22 protein-coding genes are annotated in these 24,128 nt (G+C 61.1%); 10 read left to right on the forward strand and 12 right to left on the reverse strand.

From position 1 onward, the window contains the following. Window positions 1–42: 42 nt before the first annotated feature. Both EI293_RS17470 and aat read left to right on the forward strand, forming a co-directional pair. Window positions 43–1,206: an N-acetyl sugar amidotransferase gene (locus EI293_RS17470; RefSeq protein WP_125439836.1), complete on the forward strand. Its 1,164-nt coding sequence runs from the start codon at window positions 43–45 to the stop codon at window positions 1,204–1,206. Further along, a complete protein-coding gene (gene aat, locus EI293_RS17475) occupies window positions 1,206–1,877 on the forward strand; it encodes a leucyl/phenylalanyl-tRNA--protein transferase (protein WP_125439837.1) in 672 nt (223 codons plus the stop codon). Before EI293_RS17470 ends, aat begins: the two co-directional genes overlap by 1 nt. 181 nt (window positions 1,878–2,058) lie before the next feature. Here aat and EI293_RS17480 read toward each other — a convergent pair whose 3' ends face one another. Beyond that, window positions 2,059–2,409 (reverse strand): 4Fe-4S dicluster domain-containing protein, encoded by a 351-nt coding sequence (locus tag EI293_RS17480; RefSeq protein ID WP_044001890.1) that lies wholly within the window; start codon window positions 2,407–2,409, stop codon window positions 2,059–2,061. Between the two features lie 168 nt (window positions 2,410–2,577). On the opposite strand from EI293_RS17480, the gene EI293_RS17485 reads away from it, so the two are divergent. Continuing rightward, window positions 2,578–3,603, forward strand: coding sequence for an acyl-CoA reductase (locus tag EI293_RS17485; protein WP_125439838.1), 1,026 nt, complete (start codon window positions 2,578–2,580; stop codon window positions 3,601–3,603). Window positions 3,604–3,851: 248 nt separating this feature from the next. Beyond that, complete coding sequence (locus tag EI293_RS17490) at window positions 3,852–4,163, forward strand: hypothetical protein (RefSeq protein WP_125439839.1); 312 nt, start codon at window positions 3,852–3,854, stop codon at window positions 4,161–4,163. Window positions 4,164–4,356: 193 nt separating this feature from the next. On the opposite strand, the gene EI293_RS17495 is transcribed toward EI293_RS17490, so the two are convergent. The 8 genes from EI293_RS17495 to EI293_RS17530 form a co-directional block, all read right to left on the reverse strand. Then, on the reverse strand, window positions 4,357–5,229 hold the full coding sequence (locus tag EI293_RS17495; protein WP_125439840.1) for a nucleoside phosphorylase: 873 nt from the start codon (window positions 5,227–5,229) through the stop codon (window positions 4,357–4,359). Window positions 5,230–5,367: 138 nt separating this feature from the next. Next, complete coding sequence (trhO, locus tag EI293_RS17500) at window positions 5,368–6,321, reverse strand: oxygen-dependent tRNA uridine(34) hydroxylase TrhO (protein ID WP_125439841.1); 954 nt, start codon at window positions 6,319–6,321, stop codon at window positions 5,368–5,370. An 81-nt stretch (window positions 6,322–6,402) separates the two neighbouring features. Next, entirely contained in the window at window positions 6,403–7,035 is a 633-nt protein-coding gene (locus tag EI293_RS17505; protein WP_125439842.1) for a NeuD/PglB/VioB family sugar acetyltransferase, read from the reverse strand. A 113-nt stretch (window positions 7,036–7,148) separates the two neighbouring features. Then, complete coding sequence (locus EI293_RS17510) at window positions 7,149–8,420, reverse strand: hypothetical protein (RefSeq protein ID WP_125439843.1); 1,272 nt, start codon at window positions 8,418–8,420, stop codon at window positions 7,149–7,151. Between the two features lie 59 nt (window positions 8,421–8,479). Further along, on the reverse strand, window positions 8,480–9,763 hold the full coding sequence (locus tag EI293_RS17515; protein ID WP_125439844.1) for a DUF2851 family protein: 1,284 nt from the start codon (window positions 9,761–9,763) through the stop codon (window positions 8,480–8,482). Window positions 9,764–9,905: 142 nt separating this feature from the next. Continuing rightward, complete coding sequence (locus EI293_RS17520; RefSeq protein ID WP_125439845.1) at window positions 9,906–10,550, reverse strand: LolA family protein; 645 nt, start codon at window positions 10,548–10,550, stop codon at window positions 9,906–9,908. Between the two features lie 121 nt (window positions 10,551–10,671). After that, window positions 10,672–13,659 (reverse strand): FtsK/SpoIIIE family DNA translocase, encoded by a 2,988-nt coding sequence (locus tag EI293_RS17525; protein WP_125439846.1) that lies wholly within the window; start codon window positions 13,657–13,659, stop codon window positions 10,672–10,674. Window positions 13,660–13,787: 128 nt separating this feature from the next. Further along, on the reverse strand, window positions 13,788–15,524 hold the full coding sequence (locus tag EI293_RS17530; protein WP_125439847.1) for a DUF6044 family protein: 1,737 nt from the start codon (window positions 15,522–15,524) through the stop codon (window positions 13,788–13,790). 104 nt (window positions 15,525–15,628) lie between these two features. On the opposite strand from EI293_RS17530, the gene EI293_RS17535 reads away from it, so the two are divergent. Further along, entirely contained in the window at window positions 15,629–16,081 is a 453-nt protein-coding gene (locus EI293_RS17535; RefSeq protein ID WP_125439848.1) for a hypothetical protein, read from the forward strand. Window positions 16,082–16,104: 23 nt separating this feature from the next. Here EI293_RS17535 and xerD read toward each other — a convergent pair whose 3' ends face one another. Further along, window positions 16,105–17,007 (reverse strand): site-specific tyrosine recombinase XerD, encoded by a 903-nt coding sequence (gene xerD, locus EI293_RS17540; protein WP_125439849.1) that lies wholly within the window; start codon window positions 17,005–17,007, stop codon window positions 16,105–16,107. Window positions 17,008–17,121: 114 nt separating this feature from the next. Here xerD and aroQ point away from each other — a divergent pair, with 114 nt between their 5' ends. The 3 genes from aroQ (at window position 17,122) to EI293_RS17555 (ending at window position 19,429) form a co-directional block, all read left to right on the forward strand. After that, entirely contained in the window at window positions 17,122–17,568 is a 447-nt protein-coding gene (gene aroQ / locus EI293_RS17545; RefSeq protein ID WP_125439850.1) for a type II 3-dehydroquinate dehydratase, read from the forward strand. Between the two features lie 127 nt (window positions 17,569–17,695). Beyond that, entirely contained in the window at window positions 17,696–18,763 is a 1,068-nt protein-coding gene (locus EI293_RS17550) for an aminotransferase class V-fold PLP-dependent enzyme (RefSeq protein ID WP_125439851.1), read from the forward strand. 105 nt (window positions 18,764–18,868) lie between these two features. Continuing rightward, window positions 18,869–19,429, forward strand: coding sequence for a MarC family protein (locus tag EI293_RS17555; RefSeq protein WP_044001875.1), 561 nt, complete (start codon window positions 18,869–18,871; stop codon window positions 19,427–19,429). 67 nt (window positions 19,430–19,496) lie between these two features. Here EI293_RS17555 and EI293_RS17560 read toward each other — a convergent pair whose 3' ends face one another. Continuing rightward, on the reverse strand, window positions 19,497–20,684 hold the full coding sequence (locus EI293_RS17560) for a cation:proton antiporter (protein ID WP_125439852.1): 1,188 nt from the start codon (window positions 20,682–20,684) through the stop codon (window positions 19,497–19,499). A gap of 131 nt (window positions 20,685–20,815) precedes the next feature. Here EI293_RS17560 and EI293_RS17565 point away from each other — a divergent pair, with 131 nt between their 5' ends. After that, complete coding sequence (locus EI293_RS17565; protein WP_125439853.1) at window positions 20,816–22,045, forward strand: BaiN/RdsA family NAD(P)/FAD-dependent oxidoreductase; 1,230 nt, start codon at window positions 20,816–20,818, stop codon at window positions 22,043–22,045. Between the two features lie 110 nt (window positions 22,046–22,155). Here EI293_RS17565 and EI293_RS17570 read toward each other — a convergent pair whose 3' ends face one another. After that, window positions 22,156–22,419, reverse strand: coding sequence for a hypothetical protein (locus EI293_RS17570; protein WP_125439854.1), 264 nt, complete (start codon window positions 22,417–22,419; stop codon window positions 22,156–22,158). A gap of 206 nt (window positions 22,420–22,625) precedes the next feature. Between EI293_RS17570 and EI293_RS17575 the strand changes: the two genes are divergently transcribed. Continuing rightward, window positions 22,626–24,077, forward strand: a complete 1,452-nt coding sequence (locus EI293_RS17575; protein WP_125439855.1) for a DNA integrity scanning protein DisA nucleotide-binding domain protein — start codon at window positions 22,626–22,628, stop codon at window positions 24,075–24,077. Window positions 24,078–24,128: the final 51 nt, after the last annotated feature.

Raw genomic sequence — 24,128 nt, forward strand, 5'->3', positions numbered from 1 at the left:
TTTTTCCGGTGCCCGCATCGGACTGCACTCGTTCCCAACCACATGACCAACACCTACCGACAATGTACGCGCTGCATCATGGATACCACCGTGCCCGGTATTCAGTTCGACGCCGCGGGCGAATGTAATTTCTGTGCGTTGCACGATAAGATGGACCGCGCTTTTCCGCTGGGAGAGGCCGGCGCCCGCCACGTGCAGGAAATGGTGGCCGACATCAGAAAAACCGGTGAGGGCAAAAAATACGACTGCGTACTGGGCGTGAGTGGCGGCCGCGACTCATCGTTTACACTGTGGTACTGCGTAGTAAAGCTGGGACTGCGCCCACTGGCCGTGCATTTCAACGACGGCTTCGGCAACCCCGTAGCCGGCGAAAACATGACCAAGGCCTGCCGCAAGCTGGGCGTGGAAATGCGCACCATCACCTCCGACTGGCGCGAATCGAAAGACCTCAAAATCGCCTTCCTGAAAGCCTCCGTGCCCGATATGGAGGAAGGCACCGACGTAGGTATTGCCACGGCCCTGTACGGCGTGGCGGCTAAGGAAGGCATTCAACGCATTGTCATCGGGCAGTCGTTCCGCACCGAGGGAATTGCCCCGCTGAGCTGGAACTACCTCGATGGCAAGTACCTGAAGGCCGTGCATAAGCAGTTCGGCACGGTGCCGCTGCGGCCCTGGAAGCCCGCCGACCCGGGCTTCCACCTGGATATCAAGGAAATGTTCTACTACGCCTTCATCCGCCGCATCAAAACCGTAACCCTGCTCTATCACGTCGACTACGTGCGCGCCGACGTGGACCAATTGCTGGAGCGGGAGCTGGACTGGGTGAACCCCGGGGCACACTATTTCGACGATTTGTACCAGAGCGTCATCTACTACCTCAACCGCACCAAGTTTAACATCGACCGGCGTTTGTTCAACTACTCGGCCCTGGTCCGCTCGGGCCAGATGCCGCGCCCGGTAGCTCTGGAACGGGTGCAGCACGTCAATAAAATCGAGGATCAGAAGGTTATCGAGCTGTGCATCAAGCGCCTGGGCCTCACCCGGGCGGAGTTCGACCAGATTGTGGCTACGCCGCCCACTACGTTCCGCTCCTACCCCAACAACTACGAGCTGATCCGGCTGCTGAAGTGGCCCATCAAGCTCCTGAGCCAGTTCCGCCTCATCCCCGAATCGGCTTACGACAAGTATTTCAACTGCGGCACCTGATGCTCCTGCCCTTCCCCGCCGACCCCGACGCGGCCGCCGACGACTCGCTGGAAGGCCTGGTGCTGGCGGGCGGGGCGGCTTCCGTTGAAAATCTGGTGGCGGCGTACAGTCGCGGCATCTTTCCGTGGCCGGTACCGGAGTGGCCGGTGCTACCCTGGTTCTGCCCGCCCCGGCGCGGTATCCTGCGGCTGGAGCGCCTGCACGTGGGCCGCACGCTGGCGCGGGTGCAACGGCAGTCTACCTGGCGCATCAGCTTCAACGAGGCGTTTGAGCCGGTGATGCGCGCCTGCCGGCAGCAGCCCCGCCCCGGCCAGGACGGCACCTGGATTACGCCCCAGTTGCTGCGCGGCTACACGGCTTTGCACCAGGCTGGCTACGCCCACAGCGTGGAGGTGTGGGACGGCCCTGCGCTGGTGGGCGGCCTCTACGGCGTGGCGGTGCGGGGCGTATTTGCCGGCGAAAGTATGTTCCACCTCCGCCCCAACGCCTCCAAGCTGGCCCTGCTGGCCCTCACCGACACGCTGCTAGAGCAGGGCGCGGGCCTGCTCGATATTCAGCAGCTGACGCCCCACCTGACCGCCCTCGGGGCCGAGGAAGTCAGCCGCCAGGAGTTTCTGGCTCTGCTGGCCCAGGAGCAGGCTGCCGGCCGCACACTGCGTTTCGGCTCCTGATTCGGCCGCACAAGGTCCGAAGTGGAGCGCACCAGGTTTGGCTGCCCTGCTGCGGACAAGAATCCCACTGCCGAGCGGTAAGCAACCAATAAAAAAAGCCTCCTTGTCGGGAGGCTTTTTTATTGGTTGATGGAAACCACGAAATTCGAAGAATCCGTCTTAATCCGCAAAAATCCGTGCGTTAGGCTTCCTGATGCAGCCACTGCTTTTTGCTGAGCAGCTTGTCCTGCGACTCGCGGTAGTCGGGGTCGTCCACGCAGCAGTCTACGGGGCAGACGGCGGCGCACTGGGGCTCCTCGTGGAAACCCACGCACTCGGTGCACTTATCCGATACGATGTAGTAGTACTCATCGGAAACGGGCGTTTGCGGCGCTACGCCCGACACCACTTTGCCCCCATCCTGCTGCACATCTTTCAGGCTGGTGCCATCGGCCCAGCGCCAGGCTGCGCCGCCTTCGTAAATGGCCGTATTCGGGCACTCCGGTTCGCAGGCACCACAGTTGATGCACTCGTCGGTTATCATGATGGCCATAGCCTCGGTCGTCGTTAAAAAGTAGAAAATCGAATCAGAGAGAGTACGCACACCAGCCGAAGCGGGATGCGGCCGGGCAAAATTAGGAATAAGCCGTACACAGTTGAGTAATTTCGCCGCTCTGATTTTGTTTTTCTGCTTTCCGGCTTTCATCCCGCACCCGCTCCTATGCTTCACGCCGACCGCCTTGCCGCTTTCGTAGCCCTGGGCCAGCGCCTTTCGGCACTGGTTTCCGCTGACCACGCCGAGGAGCTGACCGAACTGGCCGCCCGCGCCCGCAACCAGAATAACTGGTTCGACCGCCCCAACGTGCTGGTAGCCCTGCGCGGCATTGCCCACCTGCTGCAGGAAGAAGCGCTGCGTGCCTGGGCCGCCCGTTACCCCCCGGAACCCACCACTCCGCGCCTGATTGGGTTGGTCATGGCCGGCAACATTCCGCTGGTGGGCTTCCACGATGCGCTGTGCGTGCTGCTCTCGGGCCACCTGTTGCTGGCCAAGCTCAGCAAAGACGACACGGTGCTCATGCGCTGGGTGCTCGACGAGCTGACGCGCCTGGAACCCCGCTTCGCCAACCGGATTGAGCTGGCCGACCGCCTCAACGCGGCCGATGCCTTCATTGCCACCGGCTCCGATAATACGGCCCGCTACTTTGAGTATTATTTCGGCAGGAAACCCAACATCATCCGTCGCAACCGCACCAGCCTGGCCGTACTCACCGGCCGCGAAACCGACCACGACCTGGGCCTGCTGGGCGAGGATATTTTCCGGTACTACGGCCTGGGCTGCCGCAACGTGAGCAAGCTCTACGTGCCCACGGACTACGATTTCACGCCGCTGCTCGATGCCCTGCAACCCTGGCACCACGTGCTGGAGCACAACCGCTACCAGAACAACTACGACTACAACAAGAGCATTCTGCTGGTCAACCGCGTGCCCCACCTCGATTCGGGCTTTCTGCTGCTGACGCCCGGCGTCCAGCTCGTATCCCCGATTTCAGTGCTGCACCACGCCGCTTACACCAGCGAGGTGGACCTGCTCGACCAGCTCACCGACGTGGCCGCCCAGACGCAATGCCTGGTGTCGGGCGGTGGGCTGTACCCGGGCAGTTTTCCCTTCGGCCGCGCCCAGCAGCCCGCCGTAACGGATTACGCCGACGGGGTGGATACCATGGCGTTTCTGGCCGAAATTCTGTAAATTAATGGGGTGGCCTGACTGTTGTTTAACTTCCACAGTATCTGGCTGCTGCTGGCTGAGAAACATTAAAACAGCGAACCGGGCACGGTTATGGGTAGACTTCTGCCAGAATATTTGCGTAAACCCGCAGTAGTGTATGCAGCCGGTGTAGTAGCTGGCGGCTGCCAGCGCTTCATCATTTCCCCATCTGGCATTTCCCACGTTGCAGTTGGCTGCAGATTCCGCCGCCACCTTTTCCCGACTAGACCATGATACCCGAGCTCAAACCGACGGATGCTTCCATCGAAACCATCGAGAAGGAACTGATTCCAACGCTGCATTTTGCCGCCGAGGATGTACTCACCGATCCACTTGCCATCAAACGCCGCCGTTTCGATGCAGAGCGGGCCTCCACGCTCGGCAACGCCTACCACGGCAAGCTGGACGTCTATTTCCAGACCGCCGACGGCCATACCAAGCGCGTGTACACCACCATCTGGGCAACCCACGAGGAATACCTTACCCTCAAATCCGGCATTGCCCTGCCCCTGCGGGCCGTGGTCGGCTTCGACTTCTACTAATCACGGATTTTTGTGGATTGCGGCGGATTCATCGGATTTTGTGGACGATACCGTTCGCATTTCTGTAATCCGTTAAAGCAAAACAGCTTGCCTTTCGGCAAGCTGTTTTGCTTTATACACTTAGTGAAAACCACAGTAGATTAATCGTCCACAAAATCCGATAAATCCGCCGCAATCCGAGAAAATCCGTGATTTAGATGCGGTCCAGGGTTTTCTGGATGAGGGTGTTGACGACTTCATCGGAATTGGTGGCGAATTCGCCGGTGGCGCGGTTGGCCACAATGGCGTTCAGCGAGAGTACTTCGTGGCCCAGCATGCGGCCCAGGGCGTAATAGCCGGCCGTTTCCATCTCGAAGTTGGTGAGCCGGAACTCGCCCTCCGCACTCTGGTAGCGGAACTGCTGGAACTGCTGAATCAGAGTGGGCAGGCGCAGATCAAGACGCAGCACGCGGCCCTGGGGCCCGTAGAAACCGGGGCAGGTGAGCGTGTTGCCCATCACCATATCAAACCCAATCTGCTCGCGCAGCAAATCGGAGCCGCGCACGCAGTACGGACGATAATCGAGCTGCAGGGCCTGCTGGATGCCGGTTGCCACTTCTACTTCCAGGCCAGTTTCCACCAGCGGGTAAAACTGCATCAGCGAATCGAGCCCCACGGCGTGTTCCGAAGCCAGCAGGGAGCCCACCGGAATATCGGCCTGTAACGAACCGCTGGTGCCCACCCGAATAATGCGCAGGTTAATGCGCTCCTCCAGCGGCCGGGGCTCCCGCGTTACGAGGTCAACGTTTACCAGCGCATCCAGCTCATTCATCAGAATGTCAATGTTATCGGTACCCATGCCGGTGCTGATAACGGTGATGCGCTTGCCCTTGTAGTAGCCCACGTGCGTTACAAATTCGCGCTTGTGAATCTGGGTTTCGATGGAATCGAAGTGCTGGCTCACGGAAGGCACCCGATCCGGGTCGCCCACGGTGATGATGGTGTCAGAAATATGGTCGGGCTGCAGGTTCAGGTGGTAGATGCTTCCGTCCTTATTCAGGATCAGTTCCGATTCAGCAATGGGCATGGGAAGAAGTTAGAAAGGTGGGAAGTGGAAAAGTGGGCGGGAAGTTGAAAACAGGCAAAAATCAGAAAAGCACCAGCCCGAAGTGGCGTGGCACTCCGAAACGGTACTTTCTGACTTTTTACCTTTTCAACTTCTCAACTACCTCGCCGGGGCGCGGTAGGAAATAAGCCCCTGCTCGGGGCTGTAGTGGTTGCTGATTTTGGGGTAATTGCCGGTACCGTCGTAGGGGCGTTTGTCGGGGTGGGTCTGGCAGGTGGGAGAACAGGCGCCTTCCAGTTGCTGGCCGCAGGCTTCGCAAAGCGGTACGTGGGCGTTGCAGTGCGGGTTGGCACAGTTCACCATCCGGTCGGATGGCGTGCGGCAGTGGTGGCACTGGCTGATGATGGTGGGGTTGACGCTATTCACCTCCACCGCCACGCGGCCGTCGAACACGTAGCACTTGCCGTCGAAATCCTCGCCGCCGGCTTCCAGTCCGTACTTGATGATGCCGCCGTGCAGCTGGTACACATCCTCAAAACCCTGTTCCAGCAAAAAGGCAGAGGCTTTTTCGCACTTGATGCCGCCGGTGCAGTAGGTCAGGATTTTCTTGCCCCGGTACTGCTCCAGCTCCTGCACCTTCTCCGGAAACTCGCGGAAATTCTCGATGTCCAGCGTTACAGCATTTTTGAAGCGGCCAAGGCTATGCTCGTAGTCGGAGCGCACGTCGAGCACCACCACGTCGTCCTGGTTTTTCAGGTCGCGGAACTCGGTGGGCGACAGGTGAATGCCGGTCCGCTCGTAAGGCTTGATGTGCGGTAGCCCCACGTGCACGATTTCCGCTTTCACGCGTACGTGCAGCTTCTGAAAAGTATGCGCCGGGGCTTCCTCCACCTTGAACTCCAGCGCGGCAAAGCGCGGATCGGCTTTTATCAGGAGCATATACTCTTCGCAGTCCTCACGGCGGCCCGAAACGGTACCGTTCAGCCCCTCAGCAGCCACAATAATGCGGCCCAGCAGGTTCAGCCCCAGGCACAGCCGATGATGCTCCTCCCGGAATTGCTCCGGATTCTCGATGGGCGTGTAGCAGTAGTACAGTAGAACGAGGTAGTCCATGCTTTTATAGAAGTTAGATGTTAGCATTGAGAACTCAGACACCTGTAAGAGGGCTGAGTTCTCAATGCTAAGTTCTTGGCTCTAAACCTTAGCCGCCGGGTTGCCGAACACGGTCTGGTTGGCGGGCACGTCGGCCACCACGACCGAACCGGCCCCGACGCGGGCTTTGGCCCCGATTTTAACGCCGGCCACCACCACGGCGCCAGCCCCGATGAAGGCCAGCTCACCCACCTGCACATCGGCGTTGAGGATGACCCCGGCCCCGAGCTGCGCGTAGTCGCCCACTTCTACTTTCACGTCCAGCACGGCGTTGGGTCCCACAATGCAGCCGTCGCCGAGTTTGGCGGTACCGGCCACCACGGCGTTGGCCCCGATAAGGTTGCCGTGGCCCAGCCAAGCGTGCGCCGAAACGCTGGCGCGCTGGTGGATGGCGTTTACGGGGGCTACGGTATACTCCTCACGCAGCATGTTGGTGAGGCTGCGGCGGCTGGCCGTATCCTCGGTGGCGACGAATACCTCGCACTTCTTGCCCAGCAGCTTCAGTAGCTCCTTATCGTCGGTATTGCCCATCACGGGCACGTCGTTCAGCTCGGTGTTCTGCAGTTCCACTTTGTCGTCGAGCAGGCAGTACACTACCACGTCGTTGCTTTGAAAGGCATCGAGGGCGGCGGTGCCAACGGCCTGCGCGCCTAGGATGATTACGGGGTTTTCCATTGCTAGTAAGAAGCGGCCATCAGACGGCCGGTGAGTTTTCCAAAAATCAGCCGCAAAGATACGGGTTACCGGGTGGTTGCCCACACCGGCTTTGTTCCGGCCCCGGCGGCCCTTCATAGTCCCAGTCGCCGGAGCAGGCGGGCGGCGTAATCGTTCTGGAGCGCCAGTAGCAGCAGAAACGGCAGAAACGTAATGCGGTACCGGTTCAGCGTACCCAGGTTGGGAGTAGTAAGCCCCAGCAGGGCCGCCAAAACCAGGCAATACACCAGCAAAGCCAGCACCAGCGCAAACGGCAAGTGGCCGGGCCGGCCGCGCACCACGGCCACCGCCGCCAGCACCAGCACCGCCAGCAGCCCCAGGTTTTCCAGGCCGGCCACCACGTAGAGGCCGGTGCCGCCTTCCCAGGGCCAGGGCCGGGCCAGCGCCCCGGCCACCGCCAGCGGTGCGTGCCGCACTACACTGGCGGTAGTAGGCTGCAAGGCCGGGTACTCCAGGTGGGGCCGGTGCCGGGAAGTGCGGAGCAAATCAGAGTAGTTGCGCTGGAGCTGGGAGGTGAATTTGTTGGCCCGAAATACCGGGCTGACCTCACTGGCGGCCCAGGCCCCACCCGCCAGCAGCCCCAGCAACAGAACCACCTGCGCCGCACGACTACGGGCCGTGCCCAGCTGCTGCGCCACCCGAATCAGCGCCAGCCCGGCCAGCGTCCCGAACAGCACCACGGCAAAAAAGTAGCGCATTTTGAAGTGTAGCAGACAAGCGCCCAGCAAGACCAGCACGGTAACTACGGGCCGGGTGGGGCTACCGTAGCCCAGCTGCATTACCAGGGCCAGCACCAACGCCCCGCTCCCCACCAGCAAACTTTCCTTGGTGAGGCCGGAAGTCCAGTACACCACCGTGGGCCAGAGCAGAAAGGCTACTACGCCGGCTCCCGGCACGGCCGCAGGCCAGCGCAGCCGTAGCTGCCGCACCAGCTCCCAGCCGCTCACAAAGCTGAATAGCGAGAGGTACAGCCCATTCAACAGCGCATTGCCCATACTGGCCAGGTTCAGAATGGAGAGCAGCTTGATAATGAACAGCGTATTGGAAAAGCCGTGAAATACCAGCTTCCAGCGGCCCCACACAAAGGCATCGGTAAAGAGCATGGGCAGCCACTGCTCCGGCGCCTGCCAGAGCTGCTGACTCAGACGGGCGGCCCACACCAGAAAGTACTTGGCATCCTCACTCAGCAGCAGCACCGACAGCCCGGTAGACAGTACCTTGAGGCCCAACGTGGGCAGCACCCAGCGCCCGACTCCCGGCAACACGCGCATTCGTGGCAGCCACCGCAGCAGCAGCCAGAGCAGGCCGGTGTTGAGCAGGAACGCAAGAAGAACGTTTGGCAGCACGGCAGGAACAGGTTACAGACGCGGCAAAGGTAGCGGTACCAAACCACTGCGCCGGCCTTCTACTTCTGCCGCAGCAACGCCGCCCCAATACCGCACTGCACGCACCGACGCGGCGCACAGTACCCTTGCTGCAACGCCAGCAGCCCCTGCGAGTCGGCGGCGGAAGCGTTGCGGAAGCCGGCTGCCTTATAGGCATCCGTGAGGTGGTTGTGCTCGGGCGGCAGCTGGTCGAGCATGTTCACGGTGTTTTCTACCTGCTCCAGGTTACTCAGGGAGCGGGCGTAGGCCACCCGCAGCGGCACCACTAGGTTGGTAATGAGCAAATGCACACTGCTCCGGCCCAGCAGGGCCACTTTACCCGGTTTACCGGGCCGAGTGTGCGCTTGCCAGTAAGTTGGCAGCGGCGCACTGAAGAACTGTTCCAGCGCCCGCACGTCGCGGGCAGTCAGCAAGGCATCGAAGAGCGTGGGACGGGCGTGCAGCAACGCCAGCAGCTGCACCAGGCGCACCGTGGGAAAATTAGCGGGCCGCAGCCGCAGAAAGTTCCACTCGTGGGCAGCCAGGGCCGTGCCGTGCAGGTTGTATTTGTGGCGCAGAAACTCGTACTCGGTGCGCAACTGCCGGCTGTACTCATCCGCCGGCGCTTCTTCCTCCAGAAAGCCGGCCTGCCCCAGCAGCAGCGCCGCCAGCTGATGCGCATCGTGGCGGTGGCGGCGGAGCAGCGGCAAGGGAACCACTTTGGCTAGGCGGCTCATCGGCTCCGTATTTTTCTGGAAGCCGAAACCAGCGGCCAGGGCGTGCCAGGCTGTGGCCTCCCAGTCGTGGGCCAGCTGGGCATGCAGCTCGGTCAGGCGGTCGGCCTTCTGCTCCACGCGTTCCAGCAGCACCCGGCCCAGCATCATGGTTCGCGTCAGCTCCGATACCTGGAGCAGCAACGGCGCGCACGGTACCAGCCGTTCCATTGGCTGGTTCTGCAGCTGCTCGTAGGCGGCCAGCAGGCCGGCCGGCAGCCGCGCAGCCAGGGCCAGGGCCGGTATCACGGAACCATTGGTGCGCTGCACCGGCGCATCGGCCGTATGCACCACATGCAGAATCACCTGGTCGTACTTGGGGTCGGTCTGGTGGTGGTGGCGGTGCCAGTCGGAGGCGCGCAGGTGAATTTCCACGGCTCCGTTCCACTCCACCTCACCCAGCCGCAGCCGGGCGTTCAGGAAATCGGGACCGGCATCGGGGTTGCGGTGGCCGGGGCGCAGCACGGTAACGGACTGCCCTTCCTCGGTTTGCAGCGCCGTTTTATCGAAGTACTGGTGCTGCCAGGCGTAGTGGAGAAAATCTTCTTGCATAGCGGTAAATAATACACGTAATCAATCCAGTTCTAAGGCTAAGAACTGCCGTGTTAATAACTCAATACTTCGGCTATAAAACAAGCCGGCCCGCCTCCACCATCAGGTAGAAGCGGGCCGGCTATAGTGTCAGTTGCTTAGGCTAACGCAGGTCAATCACCTTCACACCTTTGTACTTGGCTTTGTCGAAGTTGAAGGTGGTGGCATCCACCGGCACGTTGGGCTGAAACTTGCTAATCTTGTAGGTGTAGCGGTTGCCGTTCTTCTTGAACATCTGCCAGCTTTTCACGGCCTTATCGGTACGGCCCACCTTTAGGCGCACTTTGTACACGGGGTTGTTGCGGTCCTCGGGCGAAAGGTCGATGATATCCACCGTTTCGCCGGCTTCCTTAGCCTCCTGCACGTAGGCGTACTTGTAGCCTTTCTTGTAGAGCGTATAGATCTGGGAAGGCGAAATTTCCTGATCCTCGGGTTCGTAGTCGGAGATGTTCACCTCATTCTCGGCCTTCATGTAGGTCCACATGGTCTGGCCGTTGTTGATGACTTCCTGACCACTGATTTTCAGCCGGAACTTCTGGCCGCTCACCGTGATATCGCCGCTCAGGTTTTCCTTCACCTTGGCCGCGTCGTTTTCCAGGGTTTGGGTGAAGGTAGCCTTAAAGGCCTTCATGGCCTGATACTTGGCACTCATCTGATCCAGAATCTTGCCGGCCTTAGGGTCCTGCTGAGCCGTGGCGACGGAGGTCAGCGACACGGAAAAAGCGAGCAGGGCGAGGTATTTTTTCATTGCGAAAGAGGTGGTGATGGGAGAGCTTAGATCTGAGAACCCAGAACTCAGGTAAAGTTTAAACGGGAATCAGCTGAAAACAGAACAAATTCTACGCCCTAAGTTCTGCGTCTCCCGGTTTCTATTTGGGCAGGCTATTCAACAACTGTTCCAAACTGTACTCGTCGGGAATTAAAACCTCTCGGGCCTTGCTGCCCTCAAACGGCCCCACAATCCCGGCGTGCTCCAACTGGTCGATGAGGCGGCCGGCGCGGTTGTAGCCCAGCTTCAGGCGGCGCTGCAGCAGCGAGGTACTACCCTGTTGGTGCGTAACGATAACGCGGGCTGCTTCCTCGAACATGGCGTCGCGCTGGGCGGGGTCCATGTCTTCCAGGTCGCCGTTGCCGCTGCCGCTTTCGCCCACTACTTCGGGCAGGTGGTAGGCGTCGGGGTAGCCCTGCTGCTCGCCCACGAAGTCGCAGAGGCGGTCCACTTCGGGCGTATCGATGAAGGCGCACTGCACCCGGATGATATCAGAACCCTGGGAAATAAGCATGTCGCCCTGGCCAATGAGCTGGTCGGCTCCGCCGGCATCGAGAATAGTGCGGGAGTCGATTTTGCTGGTCACTTTGAAGGAAATCCGGCACGGAAAGTTGGCCTTGATGATACCGGTAATGACGTTTACCGAAGGGCGCTGGGTAGCCACAATCAGGTGAATCCCGATGGCGCGGGCCAGCTGGGCGAGGCGGGCAATGGGCGTTTCCACTTCCTTGCCGGCCGTCATCATCAGGTCGGCCAGCTCGTCAATCACCAGCACAATGAAGGGCATGTAGCGGTGGCCCTTCTTGGGGTTGAGGCGGCGCTCCACAAACTTGCGGTTGTACTCCTTCAGGTTGCGGCAGCCGGCATCCTTGAGCAAATCGTAGCGCCGGTCCATCTCCATGCACAGGGAGTTGAGCGTGTTCACCACCTTCTTGGTATCGGTGATGATAGGCTCCTCGGTATCGGGCAGCTTGGCCAGGAAGTGGCGCTCAATCTTATTGAAGATGCTCAATTCCACCTTCTTGGGGTCGACGAGCACAAACTTGAGCTGACTGGGGTGACGTTTGTAGATGAGGGACGCCAGAATCACGTTCAGGCCCACCGACTTACCCTGACCGGTGGCCCCGGCCATCAGCAGGTGGGGCATTTTGGCCAGATCCACCACGAATACCTCATTGGTAATGGTGCGCCCGAAGGCAATGGGCAGGTCCATTTCGGTGCTGATGAACTTCTCGGTATTGAATACCGAGCGGATGCTCACCATCTCCTTCTTGGTGTTCGGCACCTCAATACCGATAGTCCCCTTGCCCGGAATAGGCGCGATGATGCGGATTCCCAGCGCGGCCAAGCTCAAAGCAATATCGTCTTCCAGGCTCTTGATTTTGGAGATGCGCACCCCGGCGTCGGGCACGATTTCGTAGAGTGTGACGGTAGGCCCGATGGTAGCTTTGATGCTGGCAATGTTGATGCCGTAGTGCCCCAGCGTCTCCACAATGCGGTCCTTGTTGGCCTCCAGCTCCTCCTTGGATACCTGGGCTTTGGCCACGCCGTAGTCGTTGAGCAGCTCCAGGGTGGGGTACTGGTAGCGGGGCAGGTCGAGGGTGGGGTCGTACTCGCCGGTGGGCATGGCTTCCTCGTCCTCTACTTCCTCGGCAATAACGGCCATATCGGCTCCGGCTGAGGGGTCCAGCTCGGGTGTGGTCGTAGAATCCTCAACTTCAAACGACAGCCCGGTCACGACCGGCGCAACGGCTACCGGCTGCACTACCACCGGCGCGGCCGGAGCCGGCAGCGGCGTTCCGTCGTCCACCAGATCGGCCAACGACAACGGCGTGGGCACGCTGGCCGTGGCGGCCGGAGCAGCCGAACGCGGCGGCTCGGCGGCGGGCATTTCAAATGAGAAGCTGGGACCGGCAGCGGCCGGTACTACCGGCACGGCGGCGGCTCCGGCCGCTACGGCCGGAGCCACACTCATGGGCACCGCCGTAGCGGCGGCAGCCAAGCCCCCAGCGGCCACCGTAGCGGCCGTTTCGGTGGCTACAGTGAAAGCAGGGGAAGCTACCGGGCCGGTACGTTGGGGTACGGGCTCGGGGGCCGGTTCCGGAACAGGCGACGTAGCCAGTGGGCCGACCCGTTTCAGGGTGATACCCAGAGAATCATCAGGTTCCGGCTCGGTTTCGGGCTCGTCGTCATCCCAGGGGGCCGGGATGCTGCCAGCGCGGGCGGTATTGCCGTAGCCAGCTGCCGCCAGCGGAGCCGGCAGTAGTTCCTCCTCGTCTTCTTCCTCCCCGGCACTGCGGCGCAGGTTGAGGTTGAGGCTGGTAACGTTGAAAAAGAACACCACGAAGGAAATCAGCAGGAACGCCAGCAGCAGCACCGTACCCCAGCCAATGAGGCTATCAAGCCAGAAGGCCGTTTCGTACCCTACTCCCCCGCACAGAAAATCAAGGCTGTGGGCCAGGCTGGGGTCGGCGTCCGGGCTCTGAATGCTAAGCACCACGTAGCCCAGCAATACACTCAGCCACAGCATGGTAAACAGGCACAGAGCCAATATGTACGTAAACGAAACCCCGGCGCGACGGAAGACGATTTTGTAGCCCAGGAAGAAAACGATGGGAATGGCCGCGAAAGCCGCCACGCCAAACCCCTTCTGAATGAGTAGCTGGGCCAGCATTGCGCCAATCAGGCCCAGCCAGTTACCGGTTTCCTGCCCCGCATCTTTAAGCGGAGTGCGGTCCACACTCTCGGTCACGCTTTGGTCGGCGTGGCCCGTGAACAGGAAGGAAATGAAGGCAATGGTGAGGTAAATGGAGCCGATGAGGAAGAAGAAACCCAGAAAAAGCTGAAACCGTCGGTCGCGCACAAAGCTGAACAGGCCGTTGAAGTTCACGGCGGGCAGTTTCAGCGGTTTGCGGGGCACTTTGGGGGCACCGGCGCTGCGGGGCTCGTTCCGGCGGGTTTCGCGGACGGGCTCCGTGGCCACCGGGCGCGACTGGTTGCGAGTCGCGCGGGGCTCAGCGGCCGGGCGCGGCTCGTTGGTGCGACTTGGGGCCGCGCTGGGTTGTTGCTTGTAGGTATTTTTAGCCATCAGAATACACGCCAAAGACCAAATCTAGGGATAAAATGGGTGGATTGGTGATTCGGTGATTTAGCGCGCCAACCGCTCGAATAGCGCAGACAGCATGTGCTGAACCTCCTACCGGCCAAATCACCAGCTCAGCTTTTTTCCACTTCGTACACCCATAAGTGCCAGTAGTCCCTGGGAGCGGCATACTGACCGAACAGGCGCAGGCCGGTTTGTTCCGGCCGGGCCAGCCGGACCGCCGACAGCACGTAGCGCCCGCCCATGCGGCGGAAGGCCGGAACATTGCAGTGCCAGTGCTGTACTGTACGCTTCGGCAACGCTGCCACCCGAAAATTCTTGCCCAGCTCCGCCGAAAACAGGTAGCACCGGTTTCCCCAGGCGTCGAAATACGTGCGCAACTCGGGGCTTTTGGTCAGCTCTGCGGCTATCAACTCTCGGAACTGGTGCTTGTAAGGCAGCGGATAATTATTCTGGTAAGCGTCGAGAGTATAGAAGTCGTTGAGGGTGGCCACGGCGGGCGGCAGGCCCAGACAGGCGACGCGGTAGGCGGCCGGTGCCTGGCCGGTGCGCTGCTCAATGTCCAGCCGGACCTGCCGGAACAGCTCCGGTGCCACGAAGGCCGCATACGTGGGCTCGGAGGATGGCAGGCGGCCCAACTGGCGGCGCAGGTTCAGCGTCCACTCGGTATTCATCCCCAGCCCGATGAGCAGCTGCAGTGCCACCAACGCCCATGTAGCCCGGCCGGCCGGTAGCTGGCGCAGACTCAGCACCAACACCCCGAACCATACCAGCGGCGTCAGGAAATGGAAGCGCGACAGGTTGAAGGTGCGCAGCGGCGGTACCGCATGCTGCACCGCCCCTACCAACTGCGGGTAGAAGCCGCAGAACAACGCCAGGACCGCCAACAGCAGCAGCGCCGTGCCCAGTTGCCGCTCCAGCCGCTGGCGTTCCGGACTGGTGGGCAGCAGCCAGGCCGCTGCGCCAGCGGCCAGCAGCGGGGCCGCCCGCAAAAAACTACCGGCGTGGTACTGGCCCAGCAGGAAGTACCGGGCTGCCGCCGCCAGCCCCGCCCCTACCCCACCGGGAGCCAGCCGGGCATAATCGAACTCCAACCGGTGCGGCACGAACTGCCGGTTCAGCAAAGAAGACACCAGCGGGTATTCCACTACCAGATAGCTCCCGGCCAGTACGGCCAGGCCCACCAACGGCCGCCATGCCACCCGCCGGTTGCGGTACGCGTCCCAGGCCAGCCATATTCCTGCTGCCGCCAGCACAAACATGCCCGCCAGCACCAAACTCGACCAGCAGGCAAAGCCCGCCAGTACCAGCCAATCAGATAAGCGGCCGCTCCCCCGGCGCAGGTTCAGCAGCGCCCACAGCACCCAGGGCTGTCCCAGTACTGACAACCCGTAGGTCGTATAGCCCGGCAGTACGGCCCAGGCCAGCGCCAGCGCGGCGCACAGCTGAGCATGACGGGCAGCCGGCAGCCCGTACCGGCGCAGCAGCAGGTACATGCCCACCAGCCCCGCCAGGCGCACCAGCAGCTCGTGCAGCAGATAGGCCGGCAGTGGCGGCAGCACGGCCAGCAGGCCCACCAGCGGCTGCAGGCCCGGCCGCAACGCGTTGCGGGGCAAGCCGTTCAGCAGCCGATCCACTACGGTGCCGGGGCGGTAATCCAGGGCTTTGCCTTCCTGCACCAGCGCGTAGGGCACGGCCAGTTCAGTGTCCAGGTTATCGTCGATGAGGATGTAGGTGCGGCCGGCCGGGGCCACGTACACCAGGCTCAGCAGCAGCAGCGCCAGCACCGCCCACCACACCGGAGCAACGGATGGATAGTAGGATGCGGGCAGTTTGGAATCCTGGGGCATGAGCTATAAAGAGAAGCAGCGAAAGCGCAAAAATAGGTTTTCGCCCGGCTCAGGCATCCTCCCGAAACATTTACCCGTTTAACGCACTACGTTTATATAGCCTTATGTCTATGCAGCCTCAGTACCTCTCCGCCCCCGGCAGCCCCGATTACTGCCAACTGATTTACGACACCGACCGGCAGTGGCTGCGCGTAACCTGGCAGGGCTTTGTGGGGCCCGAACAGGCCCGGGAGGGTGCCCTAGCCGGCCTGCAGATGCTGCGGCAGCTGCACTGCGCCTACCTGCTCAACGACAACAGCCGGCTGGAAGGCCCTTGGTTCGACTCTTTGTTCTGGCTTTCCCACGAATGGGGGCCGGCCGCCGCCCAGGCCGGGCTGCGCTTTGTGGCGCATGTGGCCCAGGCTCAATCGTTGGCCACCACCTACACGCCCACCCCGGCGCACCAGATTTTTCAGCAGTTCGAAATCCAGGTATTCGAAGAATCCGCTGAGGCGGTAGAGTGGCTCAGCAGCTGTCAGACGGAAACCGACGAGGATTCCGCGCGCGCATCAGCCTAGCGCGTTTCATAGGCAGCTCCGGTTTAGCTGCGCGGGTGAAACTCGGTAATCACTTGGCGCAGGTAGTCTCTATCCAGGTGGGTGTAGATTTCGGTGGTCGTGATGCTCTCGTGGCCCAGCATTTCCTGCACCGCCCGCAAATCGGCCCCGCCCTCAATGAGGTGGGTGGCAAAGCTGTGGCGGAATGTATGCGGACTGATACTCTTGCGAATCCCGGCCTTCTCGGCGGCGGCCTTGATGATGGTAAACACCGACACCCGCGAAATCCCGCTGCCCCGGTTGTTCAGAAACACAGTATCCTCGTGGCCGGGCTTGATATCGAGGTGGGCCCGGATGCCCTGCAGGTAGAAGCCCAGGTGCTTCAGGGCATCGCGCCCGATGGGTACCAGCCGCTCCTTATTGCCCTTGCCCGTCACGCGCACAAAGCCCTGGTCGGCGTAGATGTTGGAGAGGCGCAGGCCCGTCAGCTCGCTTACCCGCAGACCCGAGCTGTAGAGCACTTCCAGCATAGCCCGGTTGCGGGTGCCCTCGGGCGTGCTCAGGTCGATGCCGCCGAGGAGCTGCTCAATTTCGGGGTAGCTGAGCGTATCGGGCAGCTTACGGCCGGTTTTGGGGGCTTCCAGCGTATCGGTGGGGTCGATGGCCAGCAGGTCCTCCATAATCAGGTAGCGGTAGAAGGCCTTGATGCCCGACAGCGTGCGGGCCTGCGAGGTAGCCTCCATGCCCAGCCCGCCCAGCCAAGCCAGAAAGTCGCGCAGAATGCGGGTGGTTACCTGCTGGGGCGAGGCCGGCAGCTTCTCCAGCTCCAGGTACTGCCGCAGCTTTTCCACGTCGCGCACGTAGGCCTCCACCGAGTTCGAAGACAACGATTTTTCCAGCTGCAGATAACCGGCAAACTGTTTGATGGTAATAGACCAAGTGGACATTGTAGCGGATGCTTTAGCTTGCGCCGCCGGTAGCCGACTTGTGCAAAACCGCACGCCGGCCGCCCCTAACGACTACGCAAGCTAAAGCCTACTTTCTTACTTCTCCCCCAACTCATGAAGATTCTCCTTCTCAACGGCCCCAACCTGAACCTGCTGGGCCGACGCGAGCCGGGCATCTACGGCACCCGCTCCTTTGAAGAATACCTGCCTGAGCTGCGCGAAGCCTTCCCAAACTTCGAGCTGGAATATTTCCAGAGCAACCACGAGGGCGAGCTGATCGATAAGCTGCACGAGGTGGGCTTCAGCTACCACGGCATTGTGCTCAATGCCGGCGGCTACACCCACACCAGCGTGGCCCTGGCCGATGCCGTGGCCGCCATTGGCGCGCCCGTGGTGGAGGTGCACCTGAGCAACCTGCACGCCCGCGAGGAGTTCCGCCAGAAAAGCCTCCTCGGCCGCAACTGCATCGGCAGCATCAGCGGCTTCAAGCTCGACAGCTACAAGCTGGCCCTGCACTACTTCGATGGCCAGCGGCCCAAACGCGTCGGGTTTAAAGTGTGATGACTGGAGTGAAATTGTGAATCGTTTCTTCCGCACAGTTTGCGACTACCAACCATTTCACAACTTCACCATTTCACAACTTCACCTTCCGCTACCTTTGTATTTCTTCCTCTAGTCTTCCACACCTATGTATACATTCAATCCCGGTCCTTCGCAGGTGTACCCACAGGTGCGCCGCTACCTGCAAGATGCCTTCGATGAGGGCTGGCTCTCGGCTCCGCACCGTGGGGAGCGGTTCGTGCAGCTCATGCGCCAGACCATTCAGGAGCTGAAAAATAAGCTCAACGTGCCCCAGGACTACACCGTGTTCTTCATGAGCTCGGCCACCGAGTGCTGGGAGGTGCTGACCCAGAGCCTCACGCCCACCAAAAGCTACCACCTCTACAGCGGCGCGTTCGGGGAGAAGTGGTACGAGTACGCCAAGGCGCTGCGGCCGGAAAGCATCGGCGTGCCGTTCGGTATTGATGAGGTGCCCAACGTGCTGAACCTACCCGGCCTCGACGAGAAAACCGACCTGGTGTGCCTCACCCAGAACGAAACCAGCAACGCCACCCAGCTGCGCGACGGCGTCATTCTGAACCTGTACAATCGACTTTCATCGAACACGCTGCTGGCCGTGGATGCCACGTCCTCCATGGCCGGCATCCAGCTCAAGTACATCAAGGCCGATATCTGGTACGCTTCGGTGCAGAAGTGCTTTGGCCTGCCGGCGGGCCTTTCCATCATGCTGTTGTCGCCGAAAGCGGTGGAGCGGTTGCGCAAGGTGAACGAGCGGAGCCACTACAACTCGCTCACGGCCCAGTACGAGAAGATGCTCAACTTCCAGACTACCCACACGCCCAATGTGCTGGGAATCTACCTGCTGAGCCGCAGCCTCACCGACCTCGCTCCCATCAAGCAGGTGCACCAGCACCTGCAGGGCCGCGCAACCAAGCTCTACGACTACTTCGACCAGGCCACCCAGCTCACCCCGCTCATTACCAACCCCGAAACCCGCTCCACCACGGTTATCGGGCTGCAGGGCCCGCCCGCCCTCATCGATGAGGTGAAACGCCGCGCCCTAAGCCAGGATCTGCAGCTGGGCAGCGGCTACGGCACCTGGAAGCCTACGAGCCTGCGCATCGCCAACTTCCCCGCCATCCCCGACGCCGCCTTCGAGCAGCTCGTGCAGTTCTTCGCCCGGGAATTCGCCTGAGTGGTGATTTAGTGATTTAGCGACTTAGTGAGTTGTCGTTCAAATCGCACCAATTCACACCGTCAGAACGACAATTCACTAAGTCGCTAAATCACTAAATCACCGATGTTCTCCCTCAAGGAAATAGCCTCCGTTACGCTCACGCTGTTTGCCATCATTGATATTCTGGGTTCCATCCCGATTATCATTCAGATCCGGCAGCGGGAAGGCGGTATCAATGCCGAGGTGGCCACGCTGGTGGCGGGCCTGCTGATGGTGGCCTTCCTGTTTCTGGGCCAGAGCATTCTAAGTTTGTTCGGGGTTGACTTTCAATCGTTTGCTTTGGCCGGGGCCGTTATCATCTTCCTCATTGGCATGGAGATGATTCTGGGCGTGGAGCTGTTCAAGCACAACCCGCTGGCCGCTACGGGCTCCATTGTGCCGCTGGCGTTTCCGCTCATCGTGGGGGCTGGCACCATGACGACCCTGCTTTCCCTGCGCGCCGCCTACCAGCTGCCCAACGTGCTGGCGGGCATCCTGGTCAACCTTATTTTCGTGTATCTGGTGCTCAAAAGCTCCGCCTGGATTGAGCGCAAGCTCGGCAAAGCCGGCGAAGACATCCTGCGCCGCGTATTCGGCGTGATTCTGCTGGCCATTGCCATTAAGCTGTTCAAGGCCAACTTCTAGATTGAAGTCGAAGAAAAAATAAAAGCCTCTGCCATTTCAGACAGAGGCTTTTATTTTTTCTTCGACTTCAATACTCCCCTATTTCCGGCTGCTCCTTGCTCAGCAGCAGGCCGGCCATCATTAGCACGCCGGTCAGCAGGATGACAATGAACAGGATATTCTCGCTGACTTCGCCGATGAGGTGCTTCTGCGGGATGCTGTAGAACAGCAGCACCGTGATAAGGCCTTTGGGGGCAATGAATAGCTCCGGAATCAGGTCGGTGCGGGCAATGTAGCGCAGGTACACGTAACGGATGGCGGTGAGGGCGGCCACAATCAGCACGCCCTGCAGCAGCAGTTGCGGGCTGAGCAAACCGCTGAGCGTAATGCTGAACCCAAACAGGAGGAAGAAGAACGTGCGGATCAGGAACGCCGATTCGGCCGTGATGCTGCGCAGCTGATGCACTTCCTCGGCCAGCCGCTCGGGCCGGAACCAGCGGCCCAGCCGGCCCTTCAAAAACTGGTCGGCATTGTTCACGGCCAGCCCGAAGGCCAGCACCAGCACCAGCGACGACAAATGCAGCTTCTTGGCCACGCTGTACAGCAGAATCAGGAAGGCCAGAATCAGGAAGAACTTCACGTGCAGCCGAATCCGGTCGAGTAGAAACGCCAAGGCCGCCGTACTCAGCACGGCCACCACCAGCACAGCTACCACATCACGCCCGAAGGTGAACACCGAGGCTCCCTGGGCGAAGTTCTCCTGCAGGGCAAAGTTGAAGAACATAATGCCCAGGATATCGGAAAACGTGCTTTCGTACACGATGAATTCCTGCTTCTCGCCCTGCAGACTGGCCACGCTGGGAATGGCAATGGCCGAGCTGATGACGGCCAGCGGAATGGCATTGATCAGGCAGCTCTGAAAGTTGACGTGCAGCCAGAAATGCAGAATCAGGGCAATGACCACGGCCTGCACCACCAGCATCAGGGCCGCCGCCAGAAACGAGCGGCGAATCAGGGGCGCCTTGTCCCGACTGATCTTCAGGTCCAGCGCGCCTTCCAGCACAATCATAATCAACCCGATGATGCCGAAGATTTCCAGTATCACCTTCGGGATGCCCAACGTGAAATCGAAGTAGTCGGCGGCCTGACGCAGGGCAATGCCCGAGAGCAGCAGCATCAACACCGAAGGCACCTTGGTGGCCCGCGCCACCACATCAAACAGATACGACAGGATGACGGCCAGACTCAGCCCAATCAGAATAGAGTACGAACCCATGCAATAGTTGTGTTAGGCCGCTGGCGAAATGAAGCTCAACGGCCCCAACTATACGCACAAAACGCGCAATTGGTCCGAAACAGGGATTTTCCAGTCGGTACACGCCGGCTTGGGCTGATTACCTTTGCCGGATGCAAACGGGCGTTTCTTCTGCGGAGGTAGCAATTATCGGGGGTGGGCCAGCGGGCCTGCTGGCGGCCCAACATCTGGCCAAAGCGGGCGTGCGGGTACGGCTTTATGAGGCCCAGGCGACGGTGGGCCGCAAGTTTCTAGTGGCCGGGCACGGCGGCTTCAACCTCACCAATGCCGAGGACGACGCTGCTTTTGCCGCCCGTTACGCCGCCCACGCCCCGGCCTTTGCCCACTACCTGCGCCACTTCTCCCCCGCCGACCTGCGCGCCTGGGCCGCTGAGTTGGGTATCGAAACCTTCGTGGGCACCAGTGGCCGGGTGTTCCCCACCCCCGACTACAAGCCGGCCCAGCTACTGCGGGCGTGGCTGGAGCGGCTGCAGCAGTTGGGTGTAGATATTCAGACGCGCCACCGCTGGCTGGGCTTCGAAGGACTAACCGGCCTGCGCCTGCGCAACGAGGCTACCGGCTCCGAGTTCGTGACGCACCCCGCCGCTACGCTCCTGGCGCTGGGTGGGGCCAGCTGGGCCAAAACCGGCTCCGACGGGCGCTGGCTGCCGATACTGGCAGAGCTGGGCGTGCCAGTAGTGCCCTTCGCCCCCAGTAATTGCGGGACGGAAGTCGGGTGGTCGGATTTTTTCCGGGCGAAGGTGGGCCGGCAGCCGCTCAAGAACGTGGCCGTCAGCTGCGGCCCGCATACCGTGCGCGGCGAAATCATGCTGACGGACTACGGCCTCGAAGGCACTCCGGTGTACGCCCTTACACCGCAGCTGCGCGCTGCCTTGGCCACCGGGCAGCCGGCCCAGCTACACCTCAACCTCAAGCCCGATCTGCCAGCGGCCCAGCTACTGGCGCGGCTGCAAACCCGCCGTGCGGGCAAGTCGTGGGCCTCGTTTCTGAGTGAGGCATTGAAGCTGAAACCGCCGGTGCCCACGCTGCTGCGGGAGCTGGGGCCAGCCGTTTTCCCCATTGAGCCGGCCGCCGTGGCCCGGTTGCTCACGGCTTTACCCATTCCGGTAACCCGCCTGCGCCCCTTGGATGAGGCCATCAGCACGGCCGGCGGCGTAGCCTGGAATGGCCTAGATGAAAACCTGATGCTGCGGCAGCGGCCCGGCACCTTCGTGGTCGGCGAAATGCTGGACTGGGAAGCGCCCACCGGCGGTTACCTGCTGCAGGGCTGCTTCAGCACCGGGGCCTGGGCCGCGCAGGGTATTCGGCGGTTTCTGGGTTGAAATAGTTGTTCAGGCAGTATTAAAACCCGCCCAGAAAATTGTTACCGCCCGTCGGGCAGAGTGGAGCGAAACATGGTGTTCTATAACGGGATGCTACTTCGCCAATTTCCCTACCCCAACCGCTGGCGTTCGGCACGCTCGGCTTCTTCAGCTTCAGCCAGAATAGATTTGGCTTCGAAGAGCAACCGCTGGCCATGGTCAAGCTGCTGGCGCAGAATCAGGGCGAAGAGGATGAAATACGATACAATCGGGAGAACAAACCCGAGCGCAAACCACAGCCAGAACGAGCGGCCGTAGCTGTAGGCGCAGTAGCCCGTGGTAAGCGGCAGAATGGAAATGGCAATAATGCCGGCTACGAGTAGGTCTACGAACATGGCACGGGGGCTGGCGCAGGAAACTTCCGGAAGATACGCTCGTTCCGGCGGGCGGGCAAGCTCGGCCGCGAAGTACGCACGAGTATAACTTTGGCATCAGCCGAAGGTTGTTAAAAGTTCCGGCGTTTTTCCGGTCGGCCCCATCTTTACGGCAGACTTTTGCGTATTTGCCCCTTTGCGCCCCTTACGCCCACCCGCCGTCCCTTATGTGGGAAAACCAAAGTCTGTTTCGCGTTTCGGCCCAGTTGTTTGCTGATGGCGTATTTAATCTGCTCGACCGGACGCTAAAGCCGGAAGTATTTTTGCTGGGCCTGGCCTCGGCCCGCGAAACCGACGAACCGGAGGCCGTCATCATTGAGCCCCAGAACCACCGTTACCGTCCTCAGCACTTTGCGTCCCTTAAGGCTCGGGCCGCTTCCCTGGAACCCGACGGCCCCCGCGAAGTAGTGTACCACCTGCACCCCCTCGACCACGACCGGTACGAAAAGCAGCGCTGGTACGAGTTGCTGCGCCGTGCCACTGAGCACACCCTCAACGATTTGGTAGCCAGTCAGCAGGAGGAACGCGTAAGCTTCTGCTCCGTGCCCGTCACCGTGGGCGGCTACATGGTGCTGATTGTCCTGCAAATCAACTCCGAAGCCTACCAAGGCTACTATTCCTTATCGGGCCCCGCCGGCCCCACCCGCCCGGCTTCCCTCCTAGCCGCTACCGTACAGGAAGTACTCCAAGACGCCGCCCGGGCCCTGCGTGAATCTGACACCGACGACGACCGACCGGTGCTGGACCGTGACTACAACGAGGTGTTGCGCGCTGCCGGCCGCCGCTTTATGCTGCGCGCCGCCGCCGGCTCCCACGGCCTCTACGATGCCTGCAACGGCGTGGCTGCCCTGCGCCACGAGGGCGACGAAGGCGTGGGCACCATGCTGGTTTCGCGCCGCAACCACCCGGCCGTGGTGCCCGTCCTCACCCTCGAGTCCCCGATTCCGCTGCGCGACTACCGCCGCATCCGCAAGCTGCTGGAGTTGAGTGAGGACCGCAACTCGCTGATTACGGACGCCACCGATGTGTTCGGGCTGGGCTATCTGGTGGAGCCTTCTGACCCGCAGTACGAGCCCCTGTTCACGGTCCACTTCACCAAGCACTATAGCTGGGAGCTGAGCCACGATGGGCAGCTGATGATGAAAGTGGTATCGAACACGCCCCGGCTCCCGCAGGGCAGCGTCGATGAGAACAACTTCACGGAAGCTATTCGCCGGGTATTCCCGGCCGTGGATGCGGCCGGCGTGGCCTACCTCTGGGAGCTGACCCTGAAGGCCACCACCCAATCTAACGGCACCATTCTGCTGATTTCGGAAGGCGCGGCCCAAGAGGCGGCCCGCCTCACCCGCCAGTGTTTCCGGGTGGCCCCTCGCCTGATGACGCCCTCCGTGCTGCGCCTCGTCACGAATATCGATGGGGCCGTGCTCATCGACCCGGCCGGCACCTGCTACGCCATCGGCGTCATCCTCGACGGTCTCGCCACCGAAAAAGGCGACTCCAGCCGGGGCTCCCGTTACAACTCGGCCCTGCGCTACGTGGAAAGCAGCCGCTACCCCGTCCTGGCCATCGTCGTGAGTGAAGATGGCTGGATCGACCTGCTGCCCCCCGTGCGGCGGTAACGGTGAAGTGGTGATTTAGTGAGTTGGATGTTCCAATAGCGCAATGTGCAT

This window comes from Hymenobacter perfusus (assembly GCF_003944765.1).
GTDB lineage: Bacteria > Bacteroidota > Bacteroidia > Cytophagales > Hymenobacteraceae > Hymenobacter > Hymenobacter perfusus.

Coding starts and splice junctions, on each gene's coding strand:
- EI293_RS17470 (WP_125439836.1), top strand. CDS start 43: ATGACCAACACCTACCGACAATGTACGCGCTGCATCATGGATACCACC.
- aat (WP_125439837.1), top strand. CDS start 1,206: ATGCTCCTGCCCTTCCCCGCCGACCCCGACGCGGCCGCCGACGACTCG.
- EI293_RS17480 (WP_044001890.1), bottom strand. CDS start 2,409: ATGGCCATCATGATAACCGACGAGTGCATCAACTGTGGTGCCTGCGAA.
- EI293_RS17485 (WP_125439838.1), top strand. CDS start 2,578: ATGCTTCACGCCGACCGCCTTGCCGCTTTCGTAGCCCTGGGCCAGCGC.
- EI293_RS17490 (WP_125439839.1), top strand. CDS start 3,852: ATGATACCCGAGCTCAAACCGACGGATGCTTCCATCGAAACCATCGAG.
- EI293_RS17495 (WP_125439840.1), bottom strand. CDS start 5,229: ATGCCCATTGCTGAATCGGAACTGATCCTGAATAAGGACGGAAGCATC.
- trhO (WP_125439841.1), bottom strand. CDS start 6,321: ATGGACTACCTCGTTCTACTGTACTACTGCTACACGCCCATCGAGAAT.
- EI293_RS17505 (WP_125439842.1), bottom strand. CDS start 7,035: ATGGAAAACCCCGTAATCATCCTAGGCGCGCAGGCCGTTGGCACCGCC.
- EI293_RS17515 (WP_125439844.1), bottom strand. CDS start 9,763: ATGCAAGAAGATTTTCTCCACTACGCCTGGCAGCACCAGTACTTCGAT.
- EI293_RS17520 (WP_125439845.1), bottom strand. CDS start 10,550: ATGAAAAAATACCTCGCCCTGCTCGCTTTTTCCGTGTCGCTGACCTCC.
- EI293_RS17525 (WP_125439846.1), bottom strand. CDS start 13,659: ATGGCTAAAAATACCTACAAGCAACAACCCAGCGCGGCCCCAAGTCGC.
- EI293_RS17530 (WP_125439847.1), bottom strand. CDS start 15,524: ATGCCCCAGGATTCCAAACTGCCCGCATCCTACTATCCATCCGTTGCT.
- EI293_RS17535 (WP_125439848.1), top strand. CDS start 15,629: ATGTCTATGCAGCCTCAGTACCTCTCCGCCCCCGGCAGCCCCGATTAC.
- xerD (WP_125439849.1), bottom strand. CDS start 17,007: ATGTCCACTTGGTCTATTACCATCAAACAGTTTGCCGGTTATCTGCAG.
- aroQ (WP_125439850.1), top strand. CDS start 17,122: ATGAAGATTCTCCTTCTCAACGGCCCCAACCTGAACCTGCTGGGCCGA.
- EI293_RS17550 (WP_125439851.1), top strand. CDS start 17,696: ATGTATACATTCAATCCCGGTCCTTCGCAGGTGTACCCACAGGTGCGC.
- EI293_RS17555 (WP_044001875.1), top strand. CDS start 18,869: ATGTTCTCCCTCAAGGAAATAGCCTCCGTTACGCTCACGCTGTTTGCC.
- EI293_RS17560 (WP_125439852.1), bottom strand. CDS start 20,684: ATGGGTTCGTACTCTATTCTGATTGGGCTGAGTCTGGCCGTCATCCTG.
- EI293_RS17565 (WP_125439853.1), top strand. CDS start 20,816: ATGCAAACGGGCGTTTCTTCTGCGGAGGTAGCAATTATCGGGGGTGGG.
- EI293_RS17570 (WP_125439854.1), bottom strand. CDS start 22,419: ATGTTCGTAGACCTACTCGTAGCCGGCATTATTGCCATTTCCATTCTG.
- EI293_RS17575 (WP_125439855.1), top strand. CDS start 22,626: ATGTGGGAAAACCAAAGTCTGTTTCGCGTTTCGGCCCAGTTGTTTGCT.